The 20,974-nt window shown below is 55.8% G+C and carries 20 protein-coding genes; 11 read left to right on the top strand and 9 right to left on the bottom strand.

The window, feature by feature from the left end; all coding sequences use genetic code 11:
* The first annotated feature begins 117 nt into the window (after positions 1–117).
* A complete protein-coding gene (locus tag ACMGGP_RS12600) occupies positions 118–1,191 on the top strand; it encodes a DUF1176 domain-containing protein (protein ID WP_010259965.1) in 1,074 nt (357 codons plus the stop codon).
* On the opposite strand, the gene ampH is transcribed toward ACMGGP_RS12600, so the two are convergent.
* The 5 genes from ampH to amiA form a co-directional block, all read right to left on the bottom strand.
* Positions 1,188–2,351: a D-alanyl-D-alanine-carboxypeptidase/endopeptidase AmpH gene (gene ampH, locus ACMGGP_RS12595; protein WP_010259962.1), complete on the bottom strand. Its 1,164-nt coding sequence runs from the start codon at positions 2,349–2,351 to the stop codon at positions 1,188–1,190. The two genes, ACMGGP_RS12600 and ampH, sit on opposite strands and share 4 nt — an antisense overlap.
* Positions 2,352–2,607: 256 nt before the next feature.
* Positions 2,608–4,608, bottom strand: coding sequence for a transketolase (gene tkt / locus ACMGGP_RS12590; protein ID WP_010259958.1), 2,001 nt, complete (start codon positions 4,606–4,608; stop codon positions 2,608–2,610).
* A 57-nt stretch (positions 4,609–4,665) separates the two neighbouring features.
* Entirely contained in the window at positions 4,666–5,616 is a 951-nt protein-coding gene (gene tal, locus ACMGGP_RS12585; RefSeq protein WP_010259954.1) for a transaldolase, read from the bottom strand.
* 346 nt (positions 5,617–5,962) lie between these two features.
* Positions 5,963–6,877: an oxygen-dependent coproporphyrinogen oxidase gene (gene hemF, locus ACMGGP_RS12580; protein ID WP_010671360.1), complete on the bottom strand. Its 915-nt coding sequence runs from the start codon at positions 6,875–6,877 to the stop codon at positions 5,963–5,965.
* A gap of 100 nt (positions 6,878–6,977) precedes the next feature.
* Complete coding sequence (gene amiA / locus ACMGGP_RS12575; RefSeq protein ID WP_086906227.1) at positions 6,978–7,823, bottom strand: N-acetylmuramoyl-L-alanine amidase AmiA; 846 nt, start codon at positions 7,821–7,823, stop codon at positions 6,978–6,980.
* 207 nt (positions 7,824–8,030) lie between these two features.
* Here amiA and ACMGGP_RS12570 point away from each other — a divergent pair, with 207 nt between their 5' ends.
* From ACMGGP_RS12570 to ACMGGP_RS12525, 10 genes are all read left to right on the top strand, one after another.
* Positions 8,031–8,456: a GNAT family acetyltransferase gene (locus tag ACMGGP_RS12570; RefSeq protein ID WP_003848834.1), complete on the top strand. Its 426-nt coding sequence runs from the start codon at positions 8,031–8,033 to the stop codon at positions 8,454–8,456.
* On the top strand, positions 8,446–8,913 hold the full coding sequence (locus tag ACMGGP_RS12565; RefSeq protein ID WP_010259942.1) for a DUF2919 family protein: 468 nt from the start codon (positions 8,446–8,448) through the stop codon (positions 8,911–8,913). The genes ACMGGP_RS12570 and ACMGGP_RS12565 overlap by 11 nt, the downstream gene beginning before the upstream one ends.
* Before the next feature lie 65 nt (positions 8,914–8,978).
* Positions 8,979–9,596, top strand: coding sequence for an RpoE-regulated lipoprotein (locus ACMGGP_RS12560; protein WP_022624157.1), 618 nt, complete (start codon positions 8,979–8,981; stop codon positions 9,594–9,596).
* 253 nt (positions 9,597–9,849) lie between these two features.
* Complete coding sequence (locus ACMGGP_RS12555; protein WP_406548986.1) at positions 9,850–10,866, top strand: sulfate ABC transporter substrate-binding protein; 1,017 nt, start codon at positions 9,850–9,852, stop codon at positions 10,864–10,866.
* Positions 10,866–11,699: a sulfate/thiosulfate ABC transporter permease CysT gene (gene cysT / locus ACMGGP_RS12550; protein WP_010259932.1), complete on the top strand. Its 834-nt coding sequence runs from the start codon at positions 10,866–10,868 to the stop codon at positions 11,697–11,699. Before ACMGGP_RS12555 ends, cysT begins: the two co-directional genes overlap by 1 nt.
* Positions 11,699–12,574 carry a sulfate/thiosulfate ABC transporter permease CysW gene (gene cysW / locus ACMGGP_RS12545; RefSeq protein WP_010259929.1) on the top strand — a complete coding sequence of 292 codons (876 nt, stop codon included), beginning with the start codon at positions 11,699–11,701 and terminating at the stop codon, positions 12,572–12,574. The genes cysT and cysW overlap by 1 nt, the downstream gene beginning before the upstream one ends.
* Positions 12,564–13,652, top strand: coding sequence for a sulfate/thiosulfate ABC transporter ATP-binding protein CysA (cysA, locus tag ACMGGP_RS12540; RefSeq protein WP_010259925.1), 1,089 nt, complete (start codon positions 12,564–12,566; stop codon positions 13,650–13,652). The genes cysW and cysA overlap by 11 nt, the downstream gene beginning before the upstream one ends.
* An 81-nt stretch (positions 13,653–13,733) precedes the next feature.
* A complete protein-coding gene (gene cysM / locus ACMGGP_RS12535; RefSeq protein ID WP_498798486.1) occupies positions 13,734–14,618 on the top strand; it encodes a cysteine synthase CysM in 885 nt (294 codons plus the stop codon).
* A 167-nt stretch (positions 14,619–14,785) separates the two neighbouring features.
* Positions 14,786–15,466: a response regulator transcription factor gene (locus tag ACMGGP_RS12530; protein ID WP_480276742.1), complete on the top strand. Its 681-nt coding sequence runs from the start codon at positions 14,786–14,788 to the stop codon at positions 15,464–15,466.
* On the top strand, positions 15,463–16,803 hold the full coding sequence (locus ACMGGP_RS12525) for an ATP-binding protein (protein ID WP_064690299.1): 1,341 nt from the start codon (positions 15,463–15,465) through the stop codon (positions 16,801–16,803). The genes ACMGGP_RS12530 and ACMGGP_RS12525 overlap by 4 nt, the downstream gene beginning before the upstream one ends.
* 61 nt (positions 16,804–16,864) lie before the next feature.
* Here ACMGGP_RS12525 and crr read toward each other — a convergent pair whose 3' ends face one another.
* The 4 genes from crr to cysK form a co-directional block, all read right to left on the bottom strand.
* Positions 16,865–17,365: a PTS glucose transporter subunit IIA gene (gene crr / locus ACMGGP_RS12520; RefSeq protein WP_010259911.1), complete on the bottom strand. Its 501-nt coding sequence runs from the start codon at positions 17,363–17,365 to the stop codon at positions 16,865–16,867.
* Positions 17,366–17,407: 42 nt separating this feature from the next.
* Positions 17,408–19,135, bottom strand: a complete 1,728-nt coding sequence (ptsI, locus tag ACMGGP_RS12515) for a phosphoenolpyruvate-protein phosphotransferase PtsI (protein ID WP_010259908.1) — start codon at positions 19,133–19,135, stop codon at positions 17,408–17,410.
* Between the two features lie 161 nt (positions 19,136–19,296).
* Positions 19,297–19,554, bottom strand: a complete 258-nt coding sequence (gene ptsH, locus ACMGGP_RS12510; protein WP_003848868.1) for a phosphocarrier protein Hpr — start codon at positions 19,552–19,554, stop codon at positions 19,297–19,299.
* Positions 19,555–19,941: 387 nt separating this feature from the next.
* The gene (gene cysK / locus ACMGGP_RS12505; RefSeq protein ID WP_010671366.1) at positions 19,942–20,910 is read right to left on the bottom strand and encodes a cysteine synthase A; all 969 of its coding nucleotides are present in this window, start codon (positions 20,908–20,910) and stop codon (positions 19,942–19,944) included.
* Positions 20,911–20,974: the final 64 nt, after the last annotated feature.

Raw genomic sequence — 20,974 nt, 5'->3', positions numbered from 1 at the left:
GCACGCTTTTTAAGCAGTTAACTGCGCTTTTTGCACAGGTTCACAGAATGGGAACCCTGGCAGGCCCTTTGATGCGCTATCCTCTCCACTCTGGGTATTCGGGGATCGATTTTCTTAATGTCGTATTGGATGAAATCGCTGTGGCTGTTGCCGTCTCTGTGGGTTGCCTGTGTTCAGGCGGAACCGTTGCAAAAGTCATTCAACGACTGGCAAATCACCTGCAACAATGAAGCCTTTTGCGTGGCGCGCAATATTCCGGGCGACAAAGGGTTAGTGATGACGATTTCGCGGCATGCGGGCGTCAACGATCGCCCCTTGCTGCGAATCGACTACGGCAGTGCCTACAGTGGCGCGCTGCCTGGCGGTTCGCTTCAGGACAACTTGCTACTGGATCAGCGCCGTCTGAAACCCGACCTCAAACACTGGACGGTTGAACCGCATCATCTCGCCACCAGCAATGCCATCGCAATTGATGAGTTTCTTGATCTGGTGATGGAGGCGAAAACCCTTCAGCTCACTTTCGATCCCAATGCGCTGATCTCCCTGCGCGGCATGAAGGCCGCGCTGTTGCTGATGGATGACACCCAGGGGCGGGTCAACAGCATGAGCGCATGGGTCAAACGTGGCGATCGCGCCAGCTGGGATGTCCCACCACCGCCTGCGCTGCCGCCCTTGCCGCCTGCTGTCGAGCCACCCGCGGCATTGACGCGCGACGAGACCAGCGGATTGATTGATTACGGCACCTGGCGGGTCAATACCGACTCCTGCTCACTCGATCCACTGCGCCGTGAAGTCAGCGTGGCGCCACTCACCGATCAGCGCGCGCTGCTGCTGGTGAGTTGTGAAATGGGTGCTTATAACGTGATCGATCTGGCGTTTGAAGTGACGCGCAGCCAGCCGTATGTCGCGCGCGGCATCACCTTAACTCTGCCGTTTACCCCACCAGGTGCCAGTGATCGACAGCTTGAGCTGATTAACGCCGAATATGATGCGGCCAGCGGCCAGCTCTACACCTTTGGTAAAGGACGTGGATTGGGTGACTGCGGCAGTGCCACACGCTGGCAGTTTGATGGCACGCGTTTTGTGTTAGCGGAGTATGCGGAGGAGTCGACCTGTGATGCCTGGCACAGCAGTGATGACTGGCCAACCCTGTGGGTCAGCCAGTCTGACGGTGGCGTACAGCAGCGTTAACGAATCGCCTGCACCATCATCGGTGAGCCAAGCTGATTACCGACCAGTTCGGCCAGCATATTATTCACGCCGTCGCTCATTGGCGTAAAGCGGGTCAGCGGCGAGCGTGTCACCACCACAAATACCCCTACGTTATGCTGCGGCACCATCGCCATATAGGTGATGAAACCGCCGCCGCCGCCGGTTTTCTGAATAATGCCAGGGCGACCATTTTTCGGCCCCATAAAGACCCAGCCCATCCCCAGCGCATCCGCTTTACCCGGCACATCCATGCCTTCTACTTTGCTCAGCTGATCGCGACGATAGATCAGCGTCTGCAGTCGATCGATCTGCGGCGTGCGGTGGTTAACCGAAGAGTTAAGGAACTGCTGCATCCAGCGGCCCATATCATCCGGCGTGGAGTAAACACCGCCGCTGCCAATCGCCGCCAGGGTGTTATTGCACGGACTGGCCCCTTTTTCCGCCACCATCAGGCGTCCGCACTGCTCTGGCGAAGGCGTAAACGTCGTGTCCTTCATGCCGAGCGGGCGGGTAATCAGCTGCTGAAACAGCGCCGGATAGGGTTTGCCGGTGGCGCGCGACAGTGCATCACCCAGCAGATCGTAGCCCAGGTTGGAGTAGGCGGCACTGCTGCCTGGCGCCGCTTTGAGGTTAGCGCGCGACAGCCACGCCCAGCGTTCACCACGGGTCGGCCAGACAAATACCGGACGCTGCGCTTTGCCGCCTGGCTGTTCGCGCGGCAGTCCGCTGGTGTGGGTCGAGAGATTGATCAGGCGAATGGGCTGACCATTGTAGGTGGGCACGCGTGAACCCGGCGGCGCATATTTACTCAGGGGATCGTCGAGGCGGATCTGTCCGCGCTCAGCCAGCTTCACCATCACTTCACTGGTCATCAGCTTACTCAGCGAGGCGATGCGAATCAGCGAATCTTTCTGCGGACGGACATTGTTGCCGGGACGAGTTTCACCAAAGCTGGCGAACACCCGCTGATTGCCATCAATCGCCACCAGTGCCATGCCGGTTGCACCGCTGCCGTAAAAGATATGTTCCGCATAGCGATCAACAATCTGAGAGGCCAGCAGCGGATCGGGCGCGACCTGCGCCATGCTTTTTAATGGAAGCAGTGAAACCATCAGGGCCAGTAAATAGGGTGTGCGCATGTTCAACGGAAGTGGCTTCGCTATAAAATCGGAGGAAATCTGCCTTCACTCATCGGGATGCATCAGGACAGAACCGCGTTATCCCGGCAGAACGACAGCGGGAACAGACGGACAGCCAGCGCACAGGCAGCATTAAGTATGACGGCTCTATAGTAATGAGTTTGCGCAGGGCGGGAAGAGGGGAATAGAGTTTTTTTTATGTATCAGGCTATAAGTGGAAATGGCCCTTCCCGGTGAGCCGGGAAGGGCATAAGCATTAAACTGGCTTGAGTAATGCTTCAGCGTGGCTGACGATATTCTCAACCGTGAAGCCAAACTCCGGGAACAGCTGACTGGCCGGGGCGGATTCACCAAAGGTGGTCATACCGACAATCGCACCGTCCAGACCGACATACTTGAACCAGTAGTCAGCAATACCCGCTTCTACCGCCACACGCGCTTTCACGCCGCTTGGCAGTACGGATTCGCGGTAAGCGGCATCCTGCGCATCAAACAGGTCAGTAGAAGGCAGTGAAACCACCCGCACCTTGTGACCGCCTGAAGTGAGCTTATCCGCTGCACCCAGGGTGATCTCAATCTCTGAACCGGTCGCGATCAGAATCACTTCTGGTGTGCCGTCGCAATCCTTCAGCACGTAGCCGCCGCGTTTGATGTTTTCGATCTGCTCCGGGGTACGTTCCGGCTGCAGCAGATTCTGACGCGAAAGGATCAGCGCAGTCGGGCCGTGATGACGTTCGACGGCGGCTTTCCACGCTACGGCCGTTTCGACCTGATCGCACGGACGCCATACGCTCATATTTGGCGTCAGACGCAGGCTGGCGATCTGCTCTACCGGCTGGTGCGTCGGGCCATCTTCGCCCAGACCGATGGAGTCATGGGTGTAGACCAGAATCTGTCGTGCCTTCATCAGCGCAGCCATACGCGCGGCGTTTCGCGCATATTCGACAAACATCAGGAAGGTTGCGGTGTAGGGAACGAAACCGCCATGGTGCGCGATACCGTTACCAATCGCCGTCATACCAAATTCACGCACGCCGTAGTGAATATAGTTACCGGCCGGATCCTCTTTGATCGATTTAGAACCTGACCAGATGGTGAGGTTACTCGGTGCCAGGTCAGCAGAACCGCCGAGGAACTCCGGCAGCATTTTGCCGTAGGCTTCCAGCGAGTTTTGTGACGCTTTACGGCTGGCGATTTTCTGCGGGTTAGCCTGCAACTCCTGAATGAACCGGGTCGCTTCGGTTTCCCAGTTGGCGGGCATTTCGCCATTCATCCGGCGCTCATACTCTTTCGCCAGCTCTGGATGGGCTTCTTTGTAAGCCGCAAATTTTGCATCCCAGGCTTTTTCACGTTCAGCACCCGCCGCTTTGGCATCCCACTGCTGGTAGATTTCAGCCGGGATCTCAAACGCCGGATAGTTCCAGCCAAGCTGTTTGCGGGTCAGGGCAACTTCTGCCTCACCCAGCGCCGCGCCGTGCGACTCCTCTTTACCGGCTTTGTTCGGCGAACCGAAACCGATAATGGTGCGGCAGATAATCAGTGAAGGCTTATCGGTGACACTCTGCGCTTCTTTGATCGCCTCACGAATGGCATCAGCGTCATGGCCGTCGATATCGCCAATCACATGCCAGTTGTAGGACTCAAAACGTTTATGGGTGTCGTCAGTAAACCAGCCTTCGGTCTCGCCATCGATCGAGATACCGTTATGGTCATAGAAGCCGATCAGTTTGCCGAGACCCAGGGTCCCCGCCAGTGAACAGACTTCGTGCGAGATGCCTTCCATCAGACAGCCATCGCCCATAAACACATAGGTGTGGTGATCGACAATCTCATGATCCGGACGGTTAAACTGCGCGGCCAGTGTGCGTTCTGCAATCGCTAAGCCCACGGCGTTAGCCAGTCCCTGACCCAGCGGGCCGGTGGTGGTTTCAACGCCTGGGGTGTAGCCGATTTCCGGGTGACCTGGCGTTTTAGAGTGCAGCTGACGGAAATTTTTCAGCTCTTCAATCGGCAGGTCATAACCGCTCAGGTGCAGCAGGCTATAAAGCAGCATCGAGCCGTGGCCGTTGGAGAGGATAAAGCGGTCGCGATCAAGCCAGGCGGGATTGGTCGGATTATGCTGGAGGAAGTCGCGCCACAACACTTCGGCGATATCGGCCATTCCCATTGGCGCTCCGGGGTGGCCTGAATTTGCCTTCTGTACCGCATCCATGCTCAGTGCACGAATCGCGTTTGCCAACTCTCTGCGTGAGGACATAAAGTTCTCCCTTGTTATGCATCAGGGCGGGAAAGTCCCGCCCGACTAAAATAAAGACTACAGGCGTGCGGCGAGCACATCTTCCAGCTTCTGCTGGTCAACCGCGAACTGGCGGATGCCGTCAGAGAGTTTTTCAACTGCCATCGGATCCTGATTATGTTCCCAACGGAACTCCGCTTCGGAGAGCGGCGACGGCTGGTGGAAACCTTCAGTTGAAGGCTCCAGTTTGCGCTCAAGCGGCGCATCACTGTTCTGCAACTCTTCCAGCAGGTTAGGTGACAGGGTCAGGCGGTCACAGCCTGCCAGCGCGATAATCTGCTCCACTTTACGGAAGCTGGCGCCCATGATGATGGTGCTGTAACGATGCTTCTTGTAGTAATCGTAGATGCGACGCACGGATTTCACGCCCGGATCTTCATCTGCCACGTAGGGGTCCATGGGTTTGCGCGAGTTATACCAGTCGTAGATGCGGCCAACGAACGGGGAGATCAGGAACACGCCCGCTTCGGCACAGGCACGCGCCTGAGCAAAGGAGAAGAGCAGTGTCAGGTTGCACTGGATGCCGTTTTTCTCCAGCTCTTCCGCAGCGCGGATGCCTTCCCAGGTCGAGGCCAGCTTAATCAGTACGCGTGAGCGATCGATACCGTGCTCTTCATACATCCGAATCAGTTTTTCTGCTTTGGTCACACACATGCCACGATCGAAGGAGAGGCGCGCATCCACTTCGGTCGAAACACGGCCCGGTATGCTTTTCAGGATTTCCATACCAAGGTTGATCGCCACTTTGTCGCTGGCGTTGATAATCTGCGTCTCTTTGCTGCCGCCCTGTTTTTTGGCGTACTCAATCGCGTCATCCATCAGGTGCTTATACCCTTCGAGACCGGACGCTTTCAGAATGAGTGAGGGGTTGGTGGTGGCGTCTTCCGGATGGTAATTACGAATCGATTCGATATCACCACTGTCCGCCACCACGGTGGTGAACTGTTTTAGGGCTTCTAGCTGGTTCATCTCTAAACTCCTTGAAAAGAAAAATGAAAGCGAACAGGGGGCACCTCAGGCCTCGCAGCCGGTCTGTGGCATGTTCTGCTACCGGGAACGCGAACCCATAACATTGCAACAGAGAGTTTCTGATGAACATGCGGTTTCTCTGATTGTTGCGCTGCGAGGCGGTGCGAAGGAGCCGTCATGCGGTGTTAACCGTGGGGTGCGCCATATTCCACCCATAAGCATAGCAGTCAGGAGGAATGACGCAGGCCACACTGTAGCAATCTGTGCCCTGTAAAAAAGAAGAGGCCGATCAGGCGAGAGGTAAGCGCAGCGCGGGTTGAGACCCGCGCTGCAGCGGCAGAAACGATCAGACTGGCAGGTTCAGCCAGTTCTTCACCGGCAGGAAATCGCGATAGAGGGCGGCTTCAGGTGAGTCGGCATCGGGCTGATAATCATATTCCCAGCGCACCAGCGGGGGCATCGACATCAGGATCGATTCAGTGCGACCGCCGGTCTGCAGACCAAACAGCGTGCCGCGGTCCCACACCAGATTAAACTCCACATAGCGACCACGGCGGTAGAGCTGGAACTGACGCTCACGATCGCCCCACGGGTGATCTTTACGGCGCGCCACAATCGGTCGATAGGCATCCATAAAGCCGCGGCCTACCGCCTGCATAAAGCTGAAGCTCTGCTCAAAGTCGGGCGTGTTGAGATCGTCAAAAAACAGGCCGCCAATGCCGCGCTGCTCATCACGATGCTTCAGATAGAAATAGTCATCACACCACTTTTTATAGCGCGGATAGACATCCTCGCCAAAAGGCTGGCAGAGGTCAGCGGCGGTCTGGTGCCAGTGCAGCGCATCTTCTTCGAAGCCATAAAAAGGGGTCAGGTCAAATCCGCCACCAAACCACCAGACGGGATCGGCACCCGGTTTCTCCGCGATAAAAAAGCGCACGTTGGCGTGGCTGGTAGGTACATAAGGGTTGTTCGGGTGGATCACCAGCGACACGCCCATCGCTTCAAAGCTGCGACCCGCCAGCTCCGGCCGGTGTGCAGTGGCGGATGCCGGCATCTGATCGCCATGCACGTGCGAAAAGTTGACGCCCGCCTGCTCAAACACCGCGCCGTTGCGCAGGACGCGGCTCTGACCGCCGCCGCCGCCAGGGCGCTGCCAGCTATCTTCAGCAAACGCTGCGCCGCCATCTTCAGCCGCCAGCTGGTTACAAATCTCATCCTGCAATGCGAGCAGGAACGCTTTTACGCGGGAAATATCAGCCATTTTTTCGCTTATGGTTTGTCAAAGTCTGACGCGATTATACGCAAAACCGCGCCGCTTGCATGAGTGCGGCGAGTCGCACGGCCTGAACCGACGACATGCATCAGGCGTTGCGGCGATCAAACTCATCAAAGTAATTGACGATGCCGCTGGCAATAGCCGAGGCGATTTTCTGACGAAACGCGGTGGTGCCGAGCAGCTGCTCTTCACGCGGATTAGTAATAAAGGAGGTTTCGACCAGCACCGAGGGGATCGACGGTGACTTGAGTACTGCGAAGGCCGCCTGCTCGGTGTGCTGGCTGTGAAGATGATGAACCGGGCGGATCTGATCCAGTACATGCTTGCCCAGCGTCAGGCTGTTTTTGATGGTGTCCGTCTGCACCAGATCGAACAGAATCTGCTGCAGATAGTGATCCTGCTGCTGCGCTTTCACGCCACCCAGCTTGTCCGCATCGTTCTCCCGCTGTGACAGATAGCGCGCCATCGAGCTGCTGGCACCGCGATTAGAGAGCGCAAACACCGAGGCACCGCTGGCATCGGGACTGGTAAAACCGTCGGCATGAATCGACATAAAGAGATCGGCGCCGTGCTGGTGGGCAATCTCCACCCGCTGATAGAGCGGAATAAAGTGGTCGCTGTCGCGGGTCAGACGCACTTCTATGCGCGGATGGCTCTGTAACTGACGCTGCACGTTGCCGGCAATCTCCAGCACGATGTGTTTCTCTTCGGAACCCTCTTCGCCAACGGCACCAGAGTCGATGCCGCCGTGACCGGGGTCGATCATCACGATACGTTTACCGTTCTTTGCGGGCGGGGCAGGGCGCGAGTGACGATTGGCACCAGTAAGGGCTTGTTCTTTAGCCTGAACCGCGCGCGGCGATAAAATGGCCAGAGCCAGCCCGGAAAGCAGTAACTGACGGCGATGAATCAAACGTTTAAGCAGGTGCATGTGCGGGTCCGGTAACAGGAATCTTGCCGGTGTTATAGCCTAAGGGGCTGCTGCCTGCGATCACAGAACCATTTCAGGGCATTACTTTGTATTGCAGGTCGCGAACAGTAAATTTGCGCTTTTTTATTTGTCGCCCGTCATGGAGGGTTGCGTGCGGCAGAGAATGCGTGATAATCAGCAAATTGTGCTTATTTGCAGGTAAAGAAGATGGAAATCCGCGCCTTCCGCCAGGAAGATTTTGAAGAAGTGATCACCTTATGGGAACGTTGCGATTTGTTACGGCCATGGAACGATCCGGAGCTGGATATCGAACGCAAAATGAATCACGACCCCGATCTCTTTCTGGTCGCTGAAGTGGGCGGCGTGGTCGTGGGCACACTGATGGGCGGCTATGATGGCCATCGCGGCGCGGCTTACTATCTGGCCGTGCATCCCGACTATCAGGGACGCGGCTTTGCGAATGCGCTGATGAACCGTCTGGAGAAGAAGCTTATCGCGCGCGGCTGTCCGAAACTGCATCTGATGATCCGCGAAGAGAATGATCAGGTAGTGGCGTTCTATGAGAAGCTCGATTATGAGCCGGTCGATGCGCTGCTGTTTGGTAAACGTCTGATCGAAGATCGTGAATACTAAGCCGTCACCGGGCTATCTGCCGGACGAGTATGACGCCAGAGGGCAGCTGCGGCTGCCGTTTCTTTTTTGGCTGATCCTGTTACTCCAGGCGCGGACCTGGCTGCTGCTGGTGATGGCCGGTGCGTCACGGCAGCAGGGCAACGATCTGCTGGCGCTGTTCTATCCGGATCGTCAGGCGTTCTGGATCGGTCTTGCGCTGGGTTTACCGGCGCTGGCGGGCCTGCTGCTGACCGGGTATCGCACCCGCCTGCCGCGACTCTGGCAGCACTGGCGCAGCGTGCTGGCGCTGTCGCTGCTGGTGAATCTGCTCTGGCAGGGAATGCAGTTTGTGCAGGGCGATCTGCTCACCTCACCGCTGCCATTGCTGCTGACGCTCTTTGACCTGCTGGCGTTGATCTGGCTGCAATCCAGCCGCCGCTGTCGCGACTGCTTTCTGCCCGAACATCATCTTCACTAAACTTTTTGTCGCTTTGCGACTCCAATCAGTTCCGCCTTTCCGGCATCGCATTTACAGGAGTTCTCATGAAAGCTGTTCGTTCCACGCTACTGATCGCCGCGGTTGTACTGAGCGGCTGTGCCAGTTCGGGTTCCGGCGCTGACAGCAGCCAGCAGGCAAGCTGGTGGAATCCGCTGACGTATCACTGGTCTTCGGCGCTGCCGTGGAACTGGTTCGGTTCCTCGCTGACCGCGACAGAACAGGGTGTGGGTGGGTTAACTGCCTCGACCGCCATGAAAGAGGACGCGATTAATGCCGGACTGAACGGTGATTATAGCCTGCGTCAGGGCATGCGCAGCCAGAATGGTCAGGTGGTCTCTTTCTGGCAGGCGCTGGATGATGGCAACGTTAAGCTGGTGATTTACGGGCAGTCGCAGGTCGAACGTATTGAGGTCATGGACAGCGCAATCGCCAGCAGCGATGGCAGCAAAGTGGGTGATCTCTTCAGTAATAAGTTCAGCAAAGCCTTCGACAACTGCACCTTAGCCAGCGGCACCGATGCACGTGACGTGGCATGCCGTGCGCCTGGCAGTCAGCATCTGACCTATGTTTATCAGGGTGACTGGCATGGACCGGAGGGATTAATGCCCTCGGACGATACGCTGAAAAGCTGGAAAATCAGCAAGATTGTCTGGCAGCGTTAATTCCTCGTCTTCAGCGCGCCGCCCGTCAGGCGGCCGCTGAGCCTCTCAAAACCCTTGCCGCTGCCCGCGGCACGGGGTTCCTCCTCCCCATCGGCTTTTGCTGATTTCTGCATAAACAGTGCCGTCGTCTTATGCTTTTTTCGACTTTGAAATCATCAAACGATATATAAAACCGTTACTGGTTTTCACTGAGTTATAAATAAACTGGTGCCTCAGCGGGTGAGATCCGCATCAAACTTTTTCAGGGTGCCAAATGACATTACAAGCGATGAAAAAAATCGTGAGCGGTATCGCGTTGTCGCTGAGCCTGGCCGGCGCAGCCAATGCCACTGAACTTCTTAATAGCTCTTACGATGTTTCGCGGGAGCTGTTTGTCGCCCTGAATGCTCCCTTCGTTAAACAGTGGGATGCCAGCCATCCCGGCGATCCACTGACCATTAAGATGTCGCACGCCGGTTCATCGAAGCAGGCGCTGGCTATCCTGCAGGGACTGCGCGCGGATGTCGTCACGTACAATCAGGTTACGGATGTGCAGGTGCTGCACGATAAAGGCAACCTGATTGCCGCAGACTGGAAAAGCCGTCTGCCGAATAACAGCTCGCCTTTCTACTCCACCATGGCGTTTCTGGTGCGCAAAGGAAATCCAAAACAGATTCACGACTGGTCAGATTTGACCCGAAGTGATGTGAAGCTGATTTTCCCGAATCCGAAAACCTCCGGGAATGGCCGCTACACCTATCTGGCCGCCTGGGGCGCAGCGGAGAAAGCGGACGGGGGCGATCAGGCCAAAACCCGTGCCTTTATGACGCAATTCCTGAAAAACGTTGAAGTGTTCGACACCGGCGGTCGCGGTGCGACCACGACCTTTGCTGAGCGTGGCCTGGGCGACGTATTAATTAGCTTTGAGTCCGAAGTGAATAACATTCGCAACCAGTACGGCAAAGATGAGTATGAAGTGGTGGTGCCGAAAACCAACATTCTGGCGGAGTTTCCGGTGGCATGGGTGGATAAAAACGTCACCACCAATAAAACCGCTGATGCGGCCAGCGCTTATCTGAACTATCTCTATACACCTGAAGCGCAGAATATTATTACTCACTACTACTATCGCGTGAACAATGCACAGCTGATGGCGGAGCAGAAAGATCGCTTCCCGCAGACCAGCCTGTTCCGGGTGGAAGAGGCGTTTGGCGGCTGGGATAAGGTGATGAAGACGCACTTCGTCAGCGGCGGTGAGCTTGATAAGTTGTTAGCGGCGGGGCGCGGATAATGTTTGCAGCCAGCCAGAAACGCGTGTTGCCCGGCTTTGGTCTCAGCCTCGGCACCAGTCTGCTCTTTACCTGTCTGATTCTGCTGCTGCCTATCAGCGCGGTGATCATGCAGCTGTCGCAGATGACGCTGCAACAGTACTGGGATGTGGTGACCAATCCGCAGCTGATTGCCGCCTATAAAGTAACGCTGCTCTCTGCAGGCGTCGCCTCACTGTTTAATGCGGTGTTCGGCATGCTGATGGCATGGATCCTGACCCGTTACCGTTTTCCGGGCCGGACGCTGCTGGATGGCCTGATGGATCTGCCGTTTGCACTGCCTACGGCGGTGGCGGGTCTGACCCTGGCCGGACTCTTTTCGGTCAACGGCTGGTATGGACAGTGGTTCGCTCAGTTCGACATCAAAATCTCTTACACCTGGATTGGTATCGCCATCGCCATGGCCTTTACCAGCATTCCGTTTGTGGTGCGTACCGTACAGCCGGTGCTGGAAGAGTTAGGCCCGGAGTATGAAGAGGCGGCCGAAACGCTGGGTGCCACGCCATGGCAGAGCTTCCGCCGCGTCGTGTTGCCGGAAGTGGCTCCGGCGCTGCTGGCCGGGACTGCGCTCTCCTTTACCCGCAGCCTGGGTGAATTTGGTGCGGTGATCTTTATTGCCGGTAACATCGCCTGGAAAACGGAAGTCACCTCACTGATGATTTTTGTCCGGCTGCAGGAGTTCGACTATCCGGCGGCCAGCGCCATCGCCTCGGTGATCCTGGCGGCATCGCTGATTCTGTTATTTGCGATTAACACATTACAGAGCCGCTTTGGCCGTCGTCTGGGAGGTCACTAATGGCTGAGGTTTCACAGATTAATCACGCTGCACGTCAGCCAGTGAACTGGGGCAAGTGGCTGCTGATTAGTATCGGCGCGCTGATCTCGATTCTGCTGCTGGTGGTGCCGATGGCCTCCATCTTCTGGGAAGCGCTGAATCAGGGGCTCATTGTCGCTCTCAGCAATCTGGCGGATCCGGACATGCTGCACGCCATCTGGCTGACCGTAATGGTGGCGCTGATCACCGTACCGGTTAACCTGGTGTTCGGCACGCTGCTCGCCTGGCTGGTGACGCGCTTTACCTTTCCGGGGCGTCAGTTGCTGCTGACCCTGTTCGATATTCCTTTTGCCGTGTCGCCGGTCGTGGCCGGTCTGATGTATCTGCTGTTCTGGGGCGTTAATGGCCCGGCAGGCGGCTGGCTGGATGCGCATAACATCCAGATTATGTTTGCCTGGCCTGGCATGGTGCTGGCGACGGTGTTTGTGACCTGTCCGTTTGTGGTGCGCGAACTGGTCCCGGTGATGCTGAGTCAGGGCAGTCATGAAGATGAAGCGGCGGTGCTGCTGGGCGCCTCTGGCTGGCAGATGTTCCGCCGCGTAACGCTGCCGAACATTCGCTGGGCGCTGCTGTATGGCATCGTGCTGACTAACGCCCGTGCGATTGGTGAATTTGGTGCGGTCTCGGTGGTATCGGGATCGATTCGCGGTGAGACCTACACATTACCGCTTCAGGTTGAATTATTGCATCAGGACTACAACACCGTTGGCGCATTCACCGCGGCCGCCCTGTTAACCCTGATGGCAATTGTGACGCTGTTTCTGAAAAGCATTGTGCAGTGGCGTTTAGAGCAACAGCACAAACGCCTGCAACAGGAGGGAAATCATGAGCATTGAGATTAACAAGATCAACAAATCCTTTGGTCGCACATCGGTGCTGAACGATATCTCTCTGGATATTGCCTCGGGTGAAATGGTGGCGCTGCTTGGCCCATCAGGCTCGGGTAAAACCACGCTGCTGCGCATTATTGCCGGGCTGGAGCATCAGAACAGCGGTCATATCCGTTTTCATGGCAACGATGTCAGCCGCCTGCATGCGCGCGATCGTCAGGTCGGTTTTGTCTTCCAGCACTACGCGCTGTTCCGTCATATGACGGTATTCGACAACATCGCCTTTGGCCTGACCGTGCTGCCGCGTCGTGAGCGTCCTTCAACGGCGGAGATCAAACAGCGTGTTACCCGTCTGCTGGAGATGGTGCAGCTGGCTCATCTGGCGAATCGCTTCCCGGCACAGCTGTCGGGCGGCCAGAAACAGCGTGTGGCGCTGGCGCGTGCGTTAGCGGTTGAACCGCAGATTCTGCTGCTGGATGAACCCTTTGGCGCGCTGGATGCTCAGGTGCGTAAAGAGCTGCGCCGCTGGCTGCGTCAGCTGCATGAAGAGCTGAAATTCACCAGCGTGTTTGTCACCCACGACCAGGAAGAGGCGATGGAAGTCGCGGATCGCGTGGTGGTGATGAGTCAGGGCAATATTGAACAGGTCGGCACGCCAGATGATGTGTGGCGCGATCCGGCGACCCGTTTTGTGCTGGAATTCCTGGGTGAAGTGAACCGCTTTGATGGCGAGATTCAGGGATCACAGTTCCACGTCGGCGCGCACCACTGGCCGCTGGGCTATACCTCGGCCCACCAGGGCGCGGTTGAGCTGTTCCTGCGTCCGTGGGAAATCGACGTGTCACGCCGCAGCAGTCTGGAAACTCCGCTGCCGGTACAGGTACTGGAAGTGAGCCCGCGTGGACACTTCTGGCAGCTGGTCGTCCAGCCTGCCGGCTGGCAGAGCGAGCCGGTTTCGGTGGTGTTTGAAGGTGAGCAGACAGCGCCGATTCGCGGCGAGCGTCTGTTTGTTGGCTTACAGCAGGCGCGTCTCTATAAGGGCGATACGCCACTGCGCGCAGTTGCCTTTGCACAAAGCGCCTGATATTTTCTCATCAACACCGGGCGGGAGTGTCACTCCCGCCTTTTTTTCGCATCTGGTTTGTAAGATGCCAGGAACCGCACCGTGACGACTCTCGAAAATACCATCGGCAATACCCCGCTGATCAAGTTGCAGCGCCTGACGCCCGCCAACGGCAGCGAGGTCTGGCTCAAGCTGGAAGGCAATAATCCGGCAGGTTCGGTAAAAGATCGCGCGGCCTGGTCGATGATCAATCAGGCGGAGCTGCGTGGTGATATTTCACACGGCGATCAGCTGATTGAAGCTACCAGCGGCAACACCGGGATTGCGCTGGCGATGATCGCGGCGATGAAAGGCTACCGACTTCGCCTGCTGATGCCCGACAACATGAGTCAGGAGCGGCAGGACGCGATGCGCGCCTATGGCGCAGAGTTAATCCTGGTGCCCCGTGAACAGGGCATGGAGGGCGCACGCGATCTGGCCCAGGCGATGGCGGCGCGCGGTGAAGGCCGGGTGCTGGACCAGTTTAATAATCCCGATAATCCGCTGGGTCACTATCAGACCACTGGCCCGGAATTGTGGCAGCAGTCGAACCAGCGCATGACTCATTTTGTCTCCAGCATGGGCACCACCGGCACCATTACCGGCGTGGGGCGTTATCTGAAAGAGCTTAATACGGGCGTGCAGGTGATCGGTTTGCAGCCCAGCGAAGGCAGCAGTATTCCAGGCATTCGTCGCTGGCCGCTGGCCTATCTGCCGGGGATCTACCGTCCCGATCTGGTGGATGATGTGATGGATATGACGCAAAAGGAAGCGGAAGAGACGATGCGCGCGCTGGCACGCCGTGAAGGCATTTTCTGTGGCGTCAGTTCAGGCGGCGCGGTGGCGGGTGCGCTGCGCATTGCGCAGGCCAATCCTGGCAGCGTGGTGGTGGCGATCGCCTGCGATCGCGGTGACCGTTATCTCTCTACCGGACTCTATCATCAGTAACCTCTGCCAATACGGAATCAGGCCTGTGCGCGCATTAACTGCCCACAGGCCTTTTTTAACCCCAATTTTCGGCGCCAGACAGACTGAATCTGTAAGGATCGCGTAAATCAGGCTGCGCGAATGTTCAGCACAGGACAAAATAGCGGCAATTCTCCAGAGAGATAACCATGAAAATTTTGCTTGTTGATGATGATGCTGAATTAGGCACGATGTTAAGCCAGTACCTGATCGGGGAAGGGTTTGATGCCCAGCTGGTTCTGACCGGCAGCGCCGGCGTGCAGGGCGCGTTATCGGGAGAGTTCACCGCCATGATTCTGGACATTATGCTGCCCGACATGAGCGGCATTGATGTGTTGCGTCAGGTGCGCCAGAACAGCCGGATACCGGTGATTATGCTGACCGCCAAAGGCGATAATATTGATCGCGTGATAGGTCTGGAGATGGGCGCGGATGACTATATGCCCAAGCCCTGCTATCCCCGTGAACTGGTGGCGCGTCTGCGCGCCGTATTACGCCGTTTCGAAGAGCAGGCGCCACAGCCAGACGCCAGAGAGCCGCTGCGCTGGGGAGAGCTGATGCTTAATCCCGCCACCCGCATAAGCGAATGGCAGGGTAAAACCTTTGATCTGACGGCGTCGGAATTTAATCTGCTGGATCTGCTGCTGCGTGCGCCGGACAGAGTGGTGTCAAAAGATGAGCTCTCCGAAAAGGGACTCGGTCGTCCGCGTGAAGCCTATGATCGCAGCGTCGATGTGCATATCAGTAACATTCGTCAGAAGCTCAGTGCATTAACCGCTGACAGCATCAACATCGAAACCGTTCGCAGCATCGGCTACCGTATTCGATGAAGCAGAGTTACCGTGGACGCATGTTCTGGAAGATCTTTATCGGCTTCTGGATCGTTTTCGTCATTATGAGCCAGCTTATCTGGCTCGGCTTTACGCTCTCCGGTAAACGGCATGAACCGCCTGAACTCGTGGCTATCCGTCGTATTGTGGATCTGCAGATGACCTCCGCCGCGTCAGTGCTGGAGCGGGGCGGGCCTGATGCGCTGAATGCGATGCTGTCGGACTGGGATAACAGCGACCGGCAGTTCTTCCACGTCACCCAACAGACAAAACCGTCACAATCAGAAAACAGCGGCAACCTGGATATCAGAGGGCGCTTTCCTGAAGAGGTGGTGCGCTGGGTTCGCGGCGCGGATGGCAAAGCCTATCAGCTGCGCTACGACCTGGATGGCATGCGTAAAGACAGCACGCTGAACATGATGCCGCGCAAATTTCTGAATATTCCTGAGCCGATGTTTGTCTTCGCCGGCTCGGTGGGATTGCTGTTCAGTCTGCTGCTGGCCTGGAATCTGACGCGACCTATGCGTCAGCTGCGGGAAGGATTTTCCCGCGTGGCTGAGGGCGATTTAAGCGTGCGGCTGTTTCCGATCATGCGTAAGCGCCACGACGAGATCTCAAACGTCGCTGAAGCCTTTGACGCTATGGTCGAGCGGCTCGATACCCTGGTGCGCGCCCGTGAAGAACTGTTGCATGATATCTCACATGAGCTTCGTTCACCGCTGGCGCGACTGCAGCTGGCGACCGGGCTGGCCAGACAGACGCCAGAAAGTGTGAACAGTTCGCTTGATCGCATTGATGAAGAGGCGCGTCGGCTGGACAAGATGATCGGTGAACTGCTGACACTGTCGCGGGCTGAGCATGAAAGCATCCCGGATGAGCAATATTTTGATCTGACCGGCTTGCTGCAGGCGGTTATTACCGATGTCCGTTATGAAGCGCAGATCCCAGGCGTGCAGGTAGAGTTGCAGGTCGACGATCGGGCTGATTACACCGTGCGGGGCAATGCAGAGCTGATACGGCGCGGAGCAGAGAATGTATTACGCAATGCGCTGCGCTTCTCTCTGCCAGGGCAGCGGATTGATGTTCATCTGCGCGCAGAACAGCAGTGGCTGGTGATTCAGGTGCGCGATCAGGGGCCGGGTGTCGATGAGGATAAACTCTCCAGCATCTTTGACCCGTTTGTGCGGGTGAATTCGCCGCTGATGGGCAAAGGTTATGGGCTGGGACTGGCTATCGTGCGCAAGGTGGTACTGGCGCATCATGGTGAGGTCGAGGCAAGAAACCGGCCAGAAGGCGGACTGGAACTGACGCTGCGTCTGCCGCACTGGCAGCCCTGAACAGGCATACAGCAGAAACGATAACGGCACCCGCGGGTGCCGTTATGTTATGAACGAATGCTTACTTTCTGATGCGAATCACCGGCGTTTCGCCGACGGTGACCTGGCCAGTCAGCTTAATCAATTCCTTGATTTCATCCATGTTGGAGATGACAACCGGTGTCAGGGTTGATTTCGCTTTCTCTTCCAGCAACGGCAGGTCAAACTCGATAACCACGTCGCCTTTTTTGACCTTCTGGCCTTCTTCAGCGATGCGTTTGAAGCCTTCACCTTTCAGTTCTACCGTATCGATACCGAAGTGGACGAACAGCTCAATGCCATTGTCTGATTCGATCGAAAAAGCGTGATTGGTTTCAAAAATCTTACCGATAGTGCCATCAACAGGAGCAACCATTTTGTTGCCGCTGGGCTTGATCGCAATACCGTCGCCCACGATTTTTTCTGCAAACACCACATCTGGTACGTCTTCAATGTTCACGATTTCGCCTGACAGAGGCGCTACGATGTCAATTGTCCCAGCGCTATCCGTTTTTTCGCCAAAAAGTTTAGAAAACAAACCCATGATCTTCTCCTAAGCAGTAATTTGGGGCCAGCATCATGCGGATTAGCAGAGCGTTTTTTCCTTAATGAACTTGTTTACCAGGTTCATTAAATCTTCCGCTGTCGGTTGAGCCAGTGCCTGCTCCGCCAATGCCTTCGCATCTTCAAAATTAGTATTACGAATGATTTTCTTGATGCCAGGGATAGAAATGGCACTCATGCTGAACTCGTCCAGCCCCATTCCCAGTAACAGTAGTGTAGCACGTTCATCACCTGCCAGCTCACCACACATGCCGGTCCATTTACCTTCAGCGTGAGATGCATCAATGACTTGCTTGATTAAGTTAAGCACAGACGGCGCCATTGGGTTGTACAGGTGCGAGATCAAATCATTACCACGATCGACCGCCAGAGTATACTGCGTCAGATCGTTTGTCCCAATACTGAAGAAGTCGACTTCCTTCGCCAGATGATGAGCAATCACGGCTGAAGCCGGGGTTTCCACCATGATGCCGACTTCGATGCTCTCATCAAAGGCTTTACCTTCTTCACGCAACTGCGCTTTCAGCAGTTCCAGCTCCGCTTTCAGGCTGCGTACTTCTTCAACCGAAATAATCATCGGGAACATGATGCGCAGTTTACCGAAAGAGGAGGCGCGCAGAATGGCACGCAGCTGCGCATGCAGAATCTCTTTGCGGTCCATGGCGATACGGATAGCGCGCCAGCCGAGGAACGGGTTCTCTTCTTTTGGCAGGTTCATGTAAGGCAGATCTTTGTCGCCGCCGATGTCCATGGTACGCACGATAACGGCCTGTGAACCCATGGCTTCAGCGACGGCTTTGTACGCCTGGAACTGCTCTTCTTCGCTTGGCAGTGAGTCACGATCCATAAACAGGAATTCGGTGCGGTAGAGACCCACGCCTTCAGCGCCGTTACGTTCAGCACCGGCGATATCGCGCACAGTACCGATGTTGGCGCAGACTTCAACCTGATGACCATCCAGCGTAACGGCTGGCAGATCTTTCAGCTTAGCTAATTCATGTTTTTCCGACAGATACTGGTTCTGTACGGCTTTCAGCTCTTCCTGAATCGCTTCTGAAGGATTGACGTGAATCGCATTGTTAACGCCATCCAGAATCAGGAAATCGCCATTTTTAACCGTGACGGTCACATTGCCGGTACCGACAATGGCTGGGATCTCCAGCGAGCGCGCCATGATTGAGGTATGTGAGGTACGGCCACCCAGATCGGTGATAAAGCCCAGCACCTTCTTCAGGTTCAGCTGTGCGGTTTCTGACGGCGTTAAATCTTTTGCCACCAGAATGGATTCGTCCGGAATAGCGCTCAGGTCAACGATATGCAGACCGAGGATGTTTTGCAGCAGACGCTTACCGATGTCACGTACGTCAGCCGCACGCTCTTTCAGATATTCGTCATCTAACTCCTCCAGTGCTTTCGCCTGGCCATCGATGACCGAGTAAGCAGCAGCATCGGCAGAAGCGTGATCTTTTTTGATCAGGTCGATGATTTCCTGCTCCAGCTCTTCATCTTCCAGCAACATAATGTGGCCTTCGAAGATTGCTGCTTTCTCTTCACCGAGGGTTTCACCCGCTTTGACGCGAATCGCTTCCAGTTGTAATGCCGCTTTGCTGCGGCCATCGAGGAAGCGCTGAACTTCCTGCTCAACCTGGTCATCAGAAATTTTCTTGCGGTTGATGACGATCTCGTCTTCTTTCAGCAGCAGTGCTTTGCCGAAAGCGATACCTGGTGATGCTAAAATGCCTGAAATCATAACGCTACCTTTTAATCACGATGGCTGATGGGACTCTGTGCGGTGCCATTGTCGCGGGACACGTACTCTACGAAAGCAATAACGCGGACAGGTTGTCCGCGATCAAGATGTTTGCACTCAATGGCGCAGAGGAGTCGATTTGCTGGAGAGCTGAGCGGAGATTACTCCAGTTCAGCCATCAGTTTGACCAGATGCTCAACTGCTTTCTGCTCGTCTTCACCTTCCGCGGAAAGGGTCACAACCGTTCCCTGGGTTAAACCCAGTGTCTGCAGCTTGAACAGGCTCTTCGCGCTCGCTGATTTACCGTTAGAGGTCACGGTAATTTCTGACTGGAAAGCTTTGGCTTCTTTAACGAATTGCGCAGCTGGGCGAGTGTGCAGACCGTTTGGTGCAGTAATGGTAACTTCTTGCTGGAACATTCTATTTCCCCAACGTTATCAGGATGAGTGTTATGGATCTAAAGTCTAGCCTGGAGCCTTTACTTTAGCCTGTGTAGGTGCGCGGGTATAGCTTCATGCTGACCAAAGACGCGCATGCGTCAAATCTACAGTCCGTTGCGTCTCAAAACCGATTCTACACGTCACCGGTTAATTATGCCGTGATTCGCCGTTTCACTGAATCCGTAAATCGATTCAGCTTGATCCACTTCAAACGCGGATTAATTTCAGGCATCGAAATAATTGGCAGTCTAAATACCAGAGCGGCGTCACTGAAATCAATCTGCCGGGTGATGAAAGTGAGATCTGCACCACAAAAAAGCACCCGATTGGGTGCTTTTTTCTCCATTTTCGGACTATCGGCCTCTGCTACTGAAGCTCTTTTTCAGTGAAGAGATCGGCAAACAAGGCGGTACTCAGATAGCGTTCACCGGAGGAGGGGAGGATCACCACAATATTTTTGTTGGCGAAGGCTTCATCTTCCTGCAGCTTCAGCGCCGCGGCAACGGCAGCACCGGATGAGATACCGGCCAGAATACCTTCCTCTTCCATCAGCCGACGCGCCGTACTGATCGCCTCTTCATTGGTGATGGCCACGACGCGGTCCACCAGATTCAGCTCAAGGTTGCCCGGGATAAAGCCTGCGCCGATACCCTGAATTTTGTGTGGGCCAGGTTTGATCTCATCGCCCGCCAGCGCCTGAGCAATCACCGGGGAATCGGTCGGCTCAACCGCGACGGTAATCAGATCTTTTTTGCCTTTGGTGTTTTTAATGTAGCGGCTCACGCCGGTCAGCGTACCGCCAGTGCCGACACCGGCAATAAAGACATCCACTTCGCCGTCCGTGTCTTCCCAGATTTCCGGGCCGGTGGTCTTTTCATGGATTTCCGGGTTGGCCGGGTTGCTGAACTGCTGCAGCAGCACATATTTATCCGGATTACTGGCAACAACCTCTTCAGCTTTGCTGATGGCACCTTTCATGCCTTTGGTGCCTTCGGTCAGTATCAGCGTCGCGCCCAGCGCCTTCAGCAACTTACGGCGCTCAACTGACATGGTTTCTGGCATCGTCAGCGTTAATTTATAACCGCGCGCTGCGGCGACATAGGCCAGAGCAATACCGGTGTTGCCGCTGGTCGGTTCAACCAGTTCAACACCCGGTTTCAGAATACCGCGTTTTTCTGCGTCCCAAATCATATTGGCACCGATACGGCATTTTACGCTGAAGCTCGGGTTACGGGATTCAACTTTCGCAAGGATGCGGCCGTTACCGATGCGGTTCAGTCGAACCAATGGCGTATGACCAATTGTCAAAGAGTTGTCTTCATAGATCTTACTCATAGCCTGTCCTTAACTGTATGAATTATTGGGAACCCTATGAGCATACCTTTTCTGCCTGGTGGCG

The sequence above is a fragment of the Curtobacterium sp. BNK-1 genome, from assembly GCF_048685235.1.
GTDB classification, from domain to species: domain Bacteria; phylum Pseudomonadota; class Gammaproteobacteria; order Enterobacterales; family Enterobacteriaceae; genus Pantoea; species Pantoea agglomerans.
Note: the sequence above shows the minus strand (reverse complement) of the source record. Positions and strands in the feature narration are given on the sequence as shown.

What these genes read in the sequence shown, in the direction of transcription:
- amiA (WP_086906227.1), bottom strand. Translation starts at nt 7,823, where the DNA reads ATGCACCTGCTTAAACGTTTGATTCATCGCCGTCAGTTACTGCTTTCC.
- ACMGGP_RS12530 (WP_480276742.1), top strand. Translation starts at nt 14,786, where the DNA reads ATGAAAATTTTGCTTGTTGATGATGATGCTGAATTAGGCACGATGTTA.
- crr (WP_010259911.1), bottom strand. Translation starts at nt 17,365, where the DNA reads ATGGGTTTGTTTTCTAAACTTTTTGGCGAAAAAACGGATAGCGCTGGG.
- ACMGGP_RS12555 (WP_406548986.1), top strand. Translation starts at nt 9,850, where the DNA reads ATGACATTACAAGCGATGAAAAAAATCGTGAGCGGTATCGCGTTGTCG.
- cysW (WP_010259929.1), top strand. Translation starts at nt 11,699, where the DNA reads ATGGCTGAGGTTTCACAGATTAATCACGCTGCACGTCAGCCAGTGAAC.
- ACMGGP_RS12560 (WP_022624157.1), top strand. Translation starts at nt 8,979, where the DNA reads ATGAAAGCTGTTCGTTCCACGCTACTGATCGCCGCGGTTGTACTGAGC.
- ACMGGP_RS12525 (WP_064690299.1), top strand. Translation starts at nt 15,463, where the DNA reads ATGAAGCAGAGTTACCGTGGACGCATGTTCTGGAAGATCTTTATCGGC.
- ptsI (WP_010259908.1), bottom strand. Translation starts at nt 19,135, where the DNA reads ATGATTTCAGGCATTTTAGCATCACCAGGTATCGCTTTCGGCAAAGCA.
- tkt (WP_010259958.1), bottom strand. Translation starts at nt 4,608, where the DNA reads ATGTCCTCACGCAGAGAGTTGGCAAACGCGATTCGTGCACTGAGCATG.
- hemF (WP_010671360.1), bottom strand. Translation starts at nt 6,877, where the DNA reads ATGGCTGATATTTCCCGCGTAAAAGCGTTCCTGCTCGCATTGCAGGAT.
- tal (WP_010259954.1), bottom strand. Translation starts at nt 5,616, where the DNA reads ATGAACCAGCTAGAAGCCCTAAAACAGTTCACCACCGTGGTGGCGGAC.
- cysA (WP_010259925.1), top strand. Translation starts at nt 12,564, where the DNA reads ATGAGCATTGAGATTAACAAGATCAACAAATCCTTTGGTCGCACATCG.
- ACMGGP_RS12570 (WP_003848834.1), top strand. Translation starts at nt 8,031, where the DNA reads ATGGAAATCCGCGCCTTCCGCCAGGAAGATTTTGAAGAAGTGATCACC.
- ptsH (WP_003848868.1), bottom strand. Translation starts at nt 19,554, where the DNA reads ATGTTCCAGCAAGAAGTTACCATTACTGCACCAAACGGTCTGCACACT.
- ampH (WP_010259962.1), bottom strand. Translation starts at nt 2,351, where the DNA reads ATGCGCACACCCTATTTACTGGCCCTGATGGTTTCACTGCTTCCATTA.
- cysT (WP_010259932.1), top strand. Translation starts at nt 10,866, where the DNA reads ATGTTTGCAGCCAGCCAGAAACGCGTGTTGCCCGGCTTTGGTCTCAGC.
- cysK (WP_010671366.1), bottom strand. Translation starts at nt 20,910, where the DNA reads ATGAGTAAGATCTATGAAGACAACTCTTTGACAATTGGTCATACGCCA.
- ACMGGP_RS12600 (WP_010259965.1), top strand. Translation starts at nt 118, where the DNA reads ATGTCGTATTGGATGAAATCGCTGTGGCTGTTGCCGTCTCTGTGGGTT.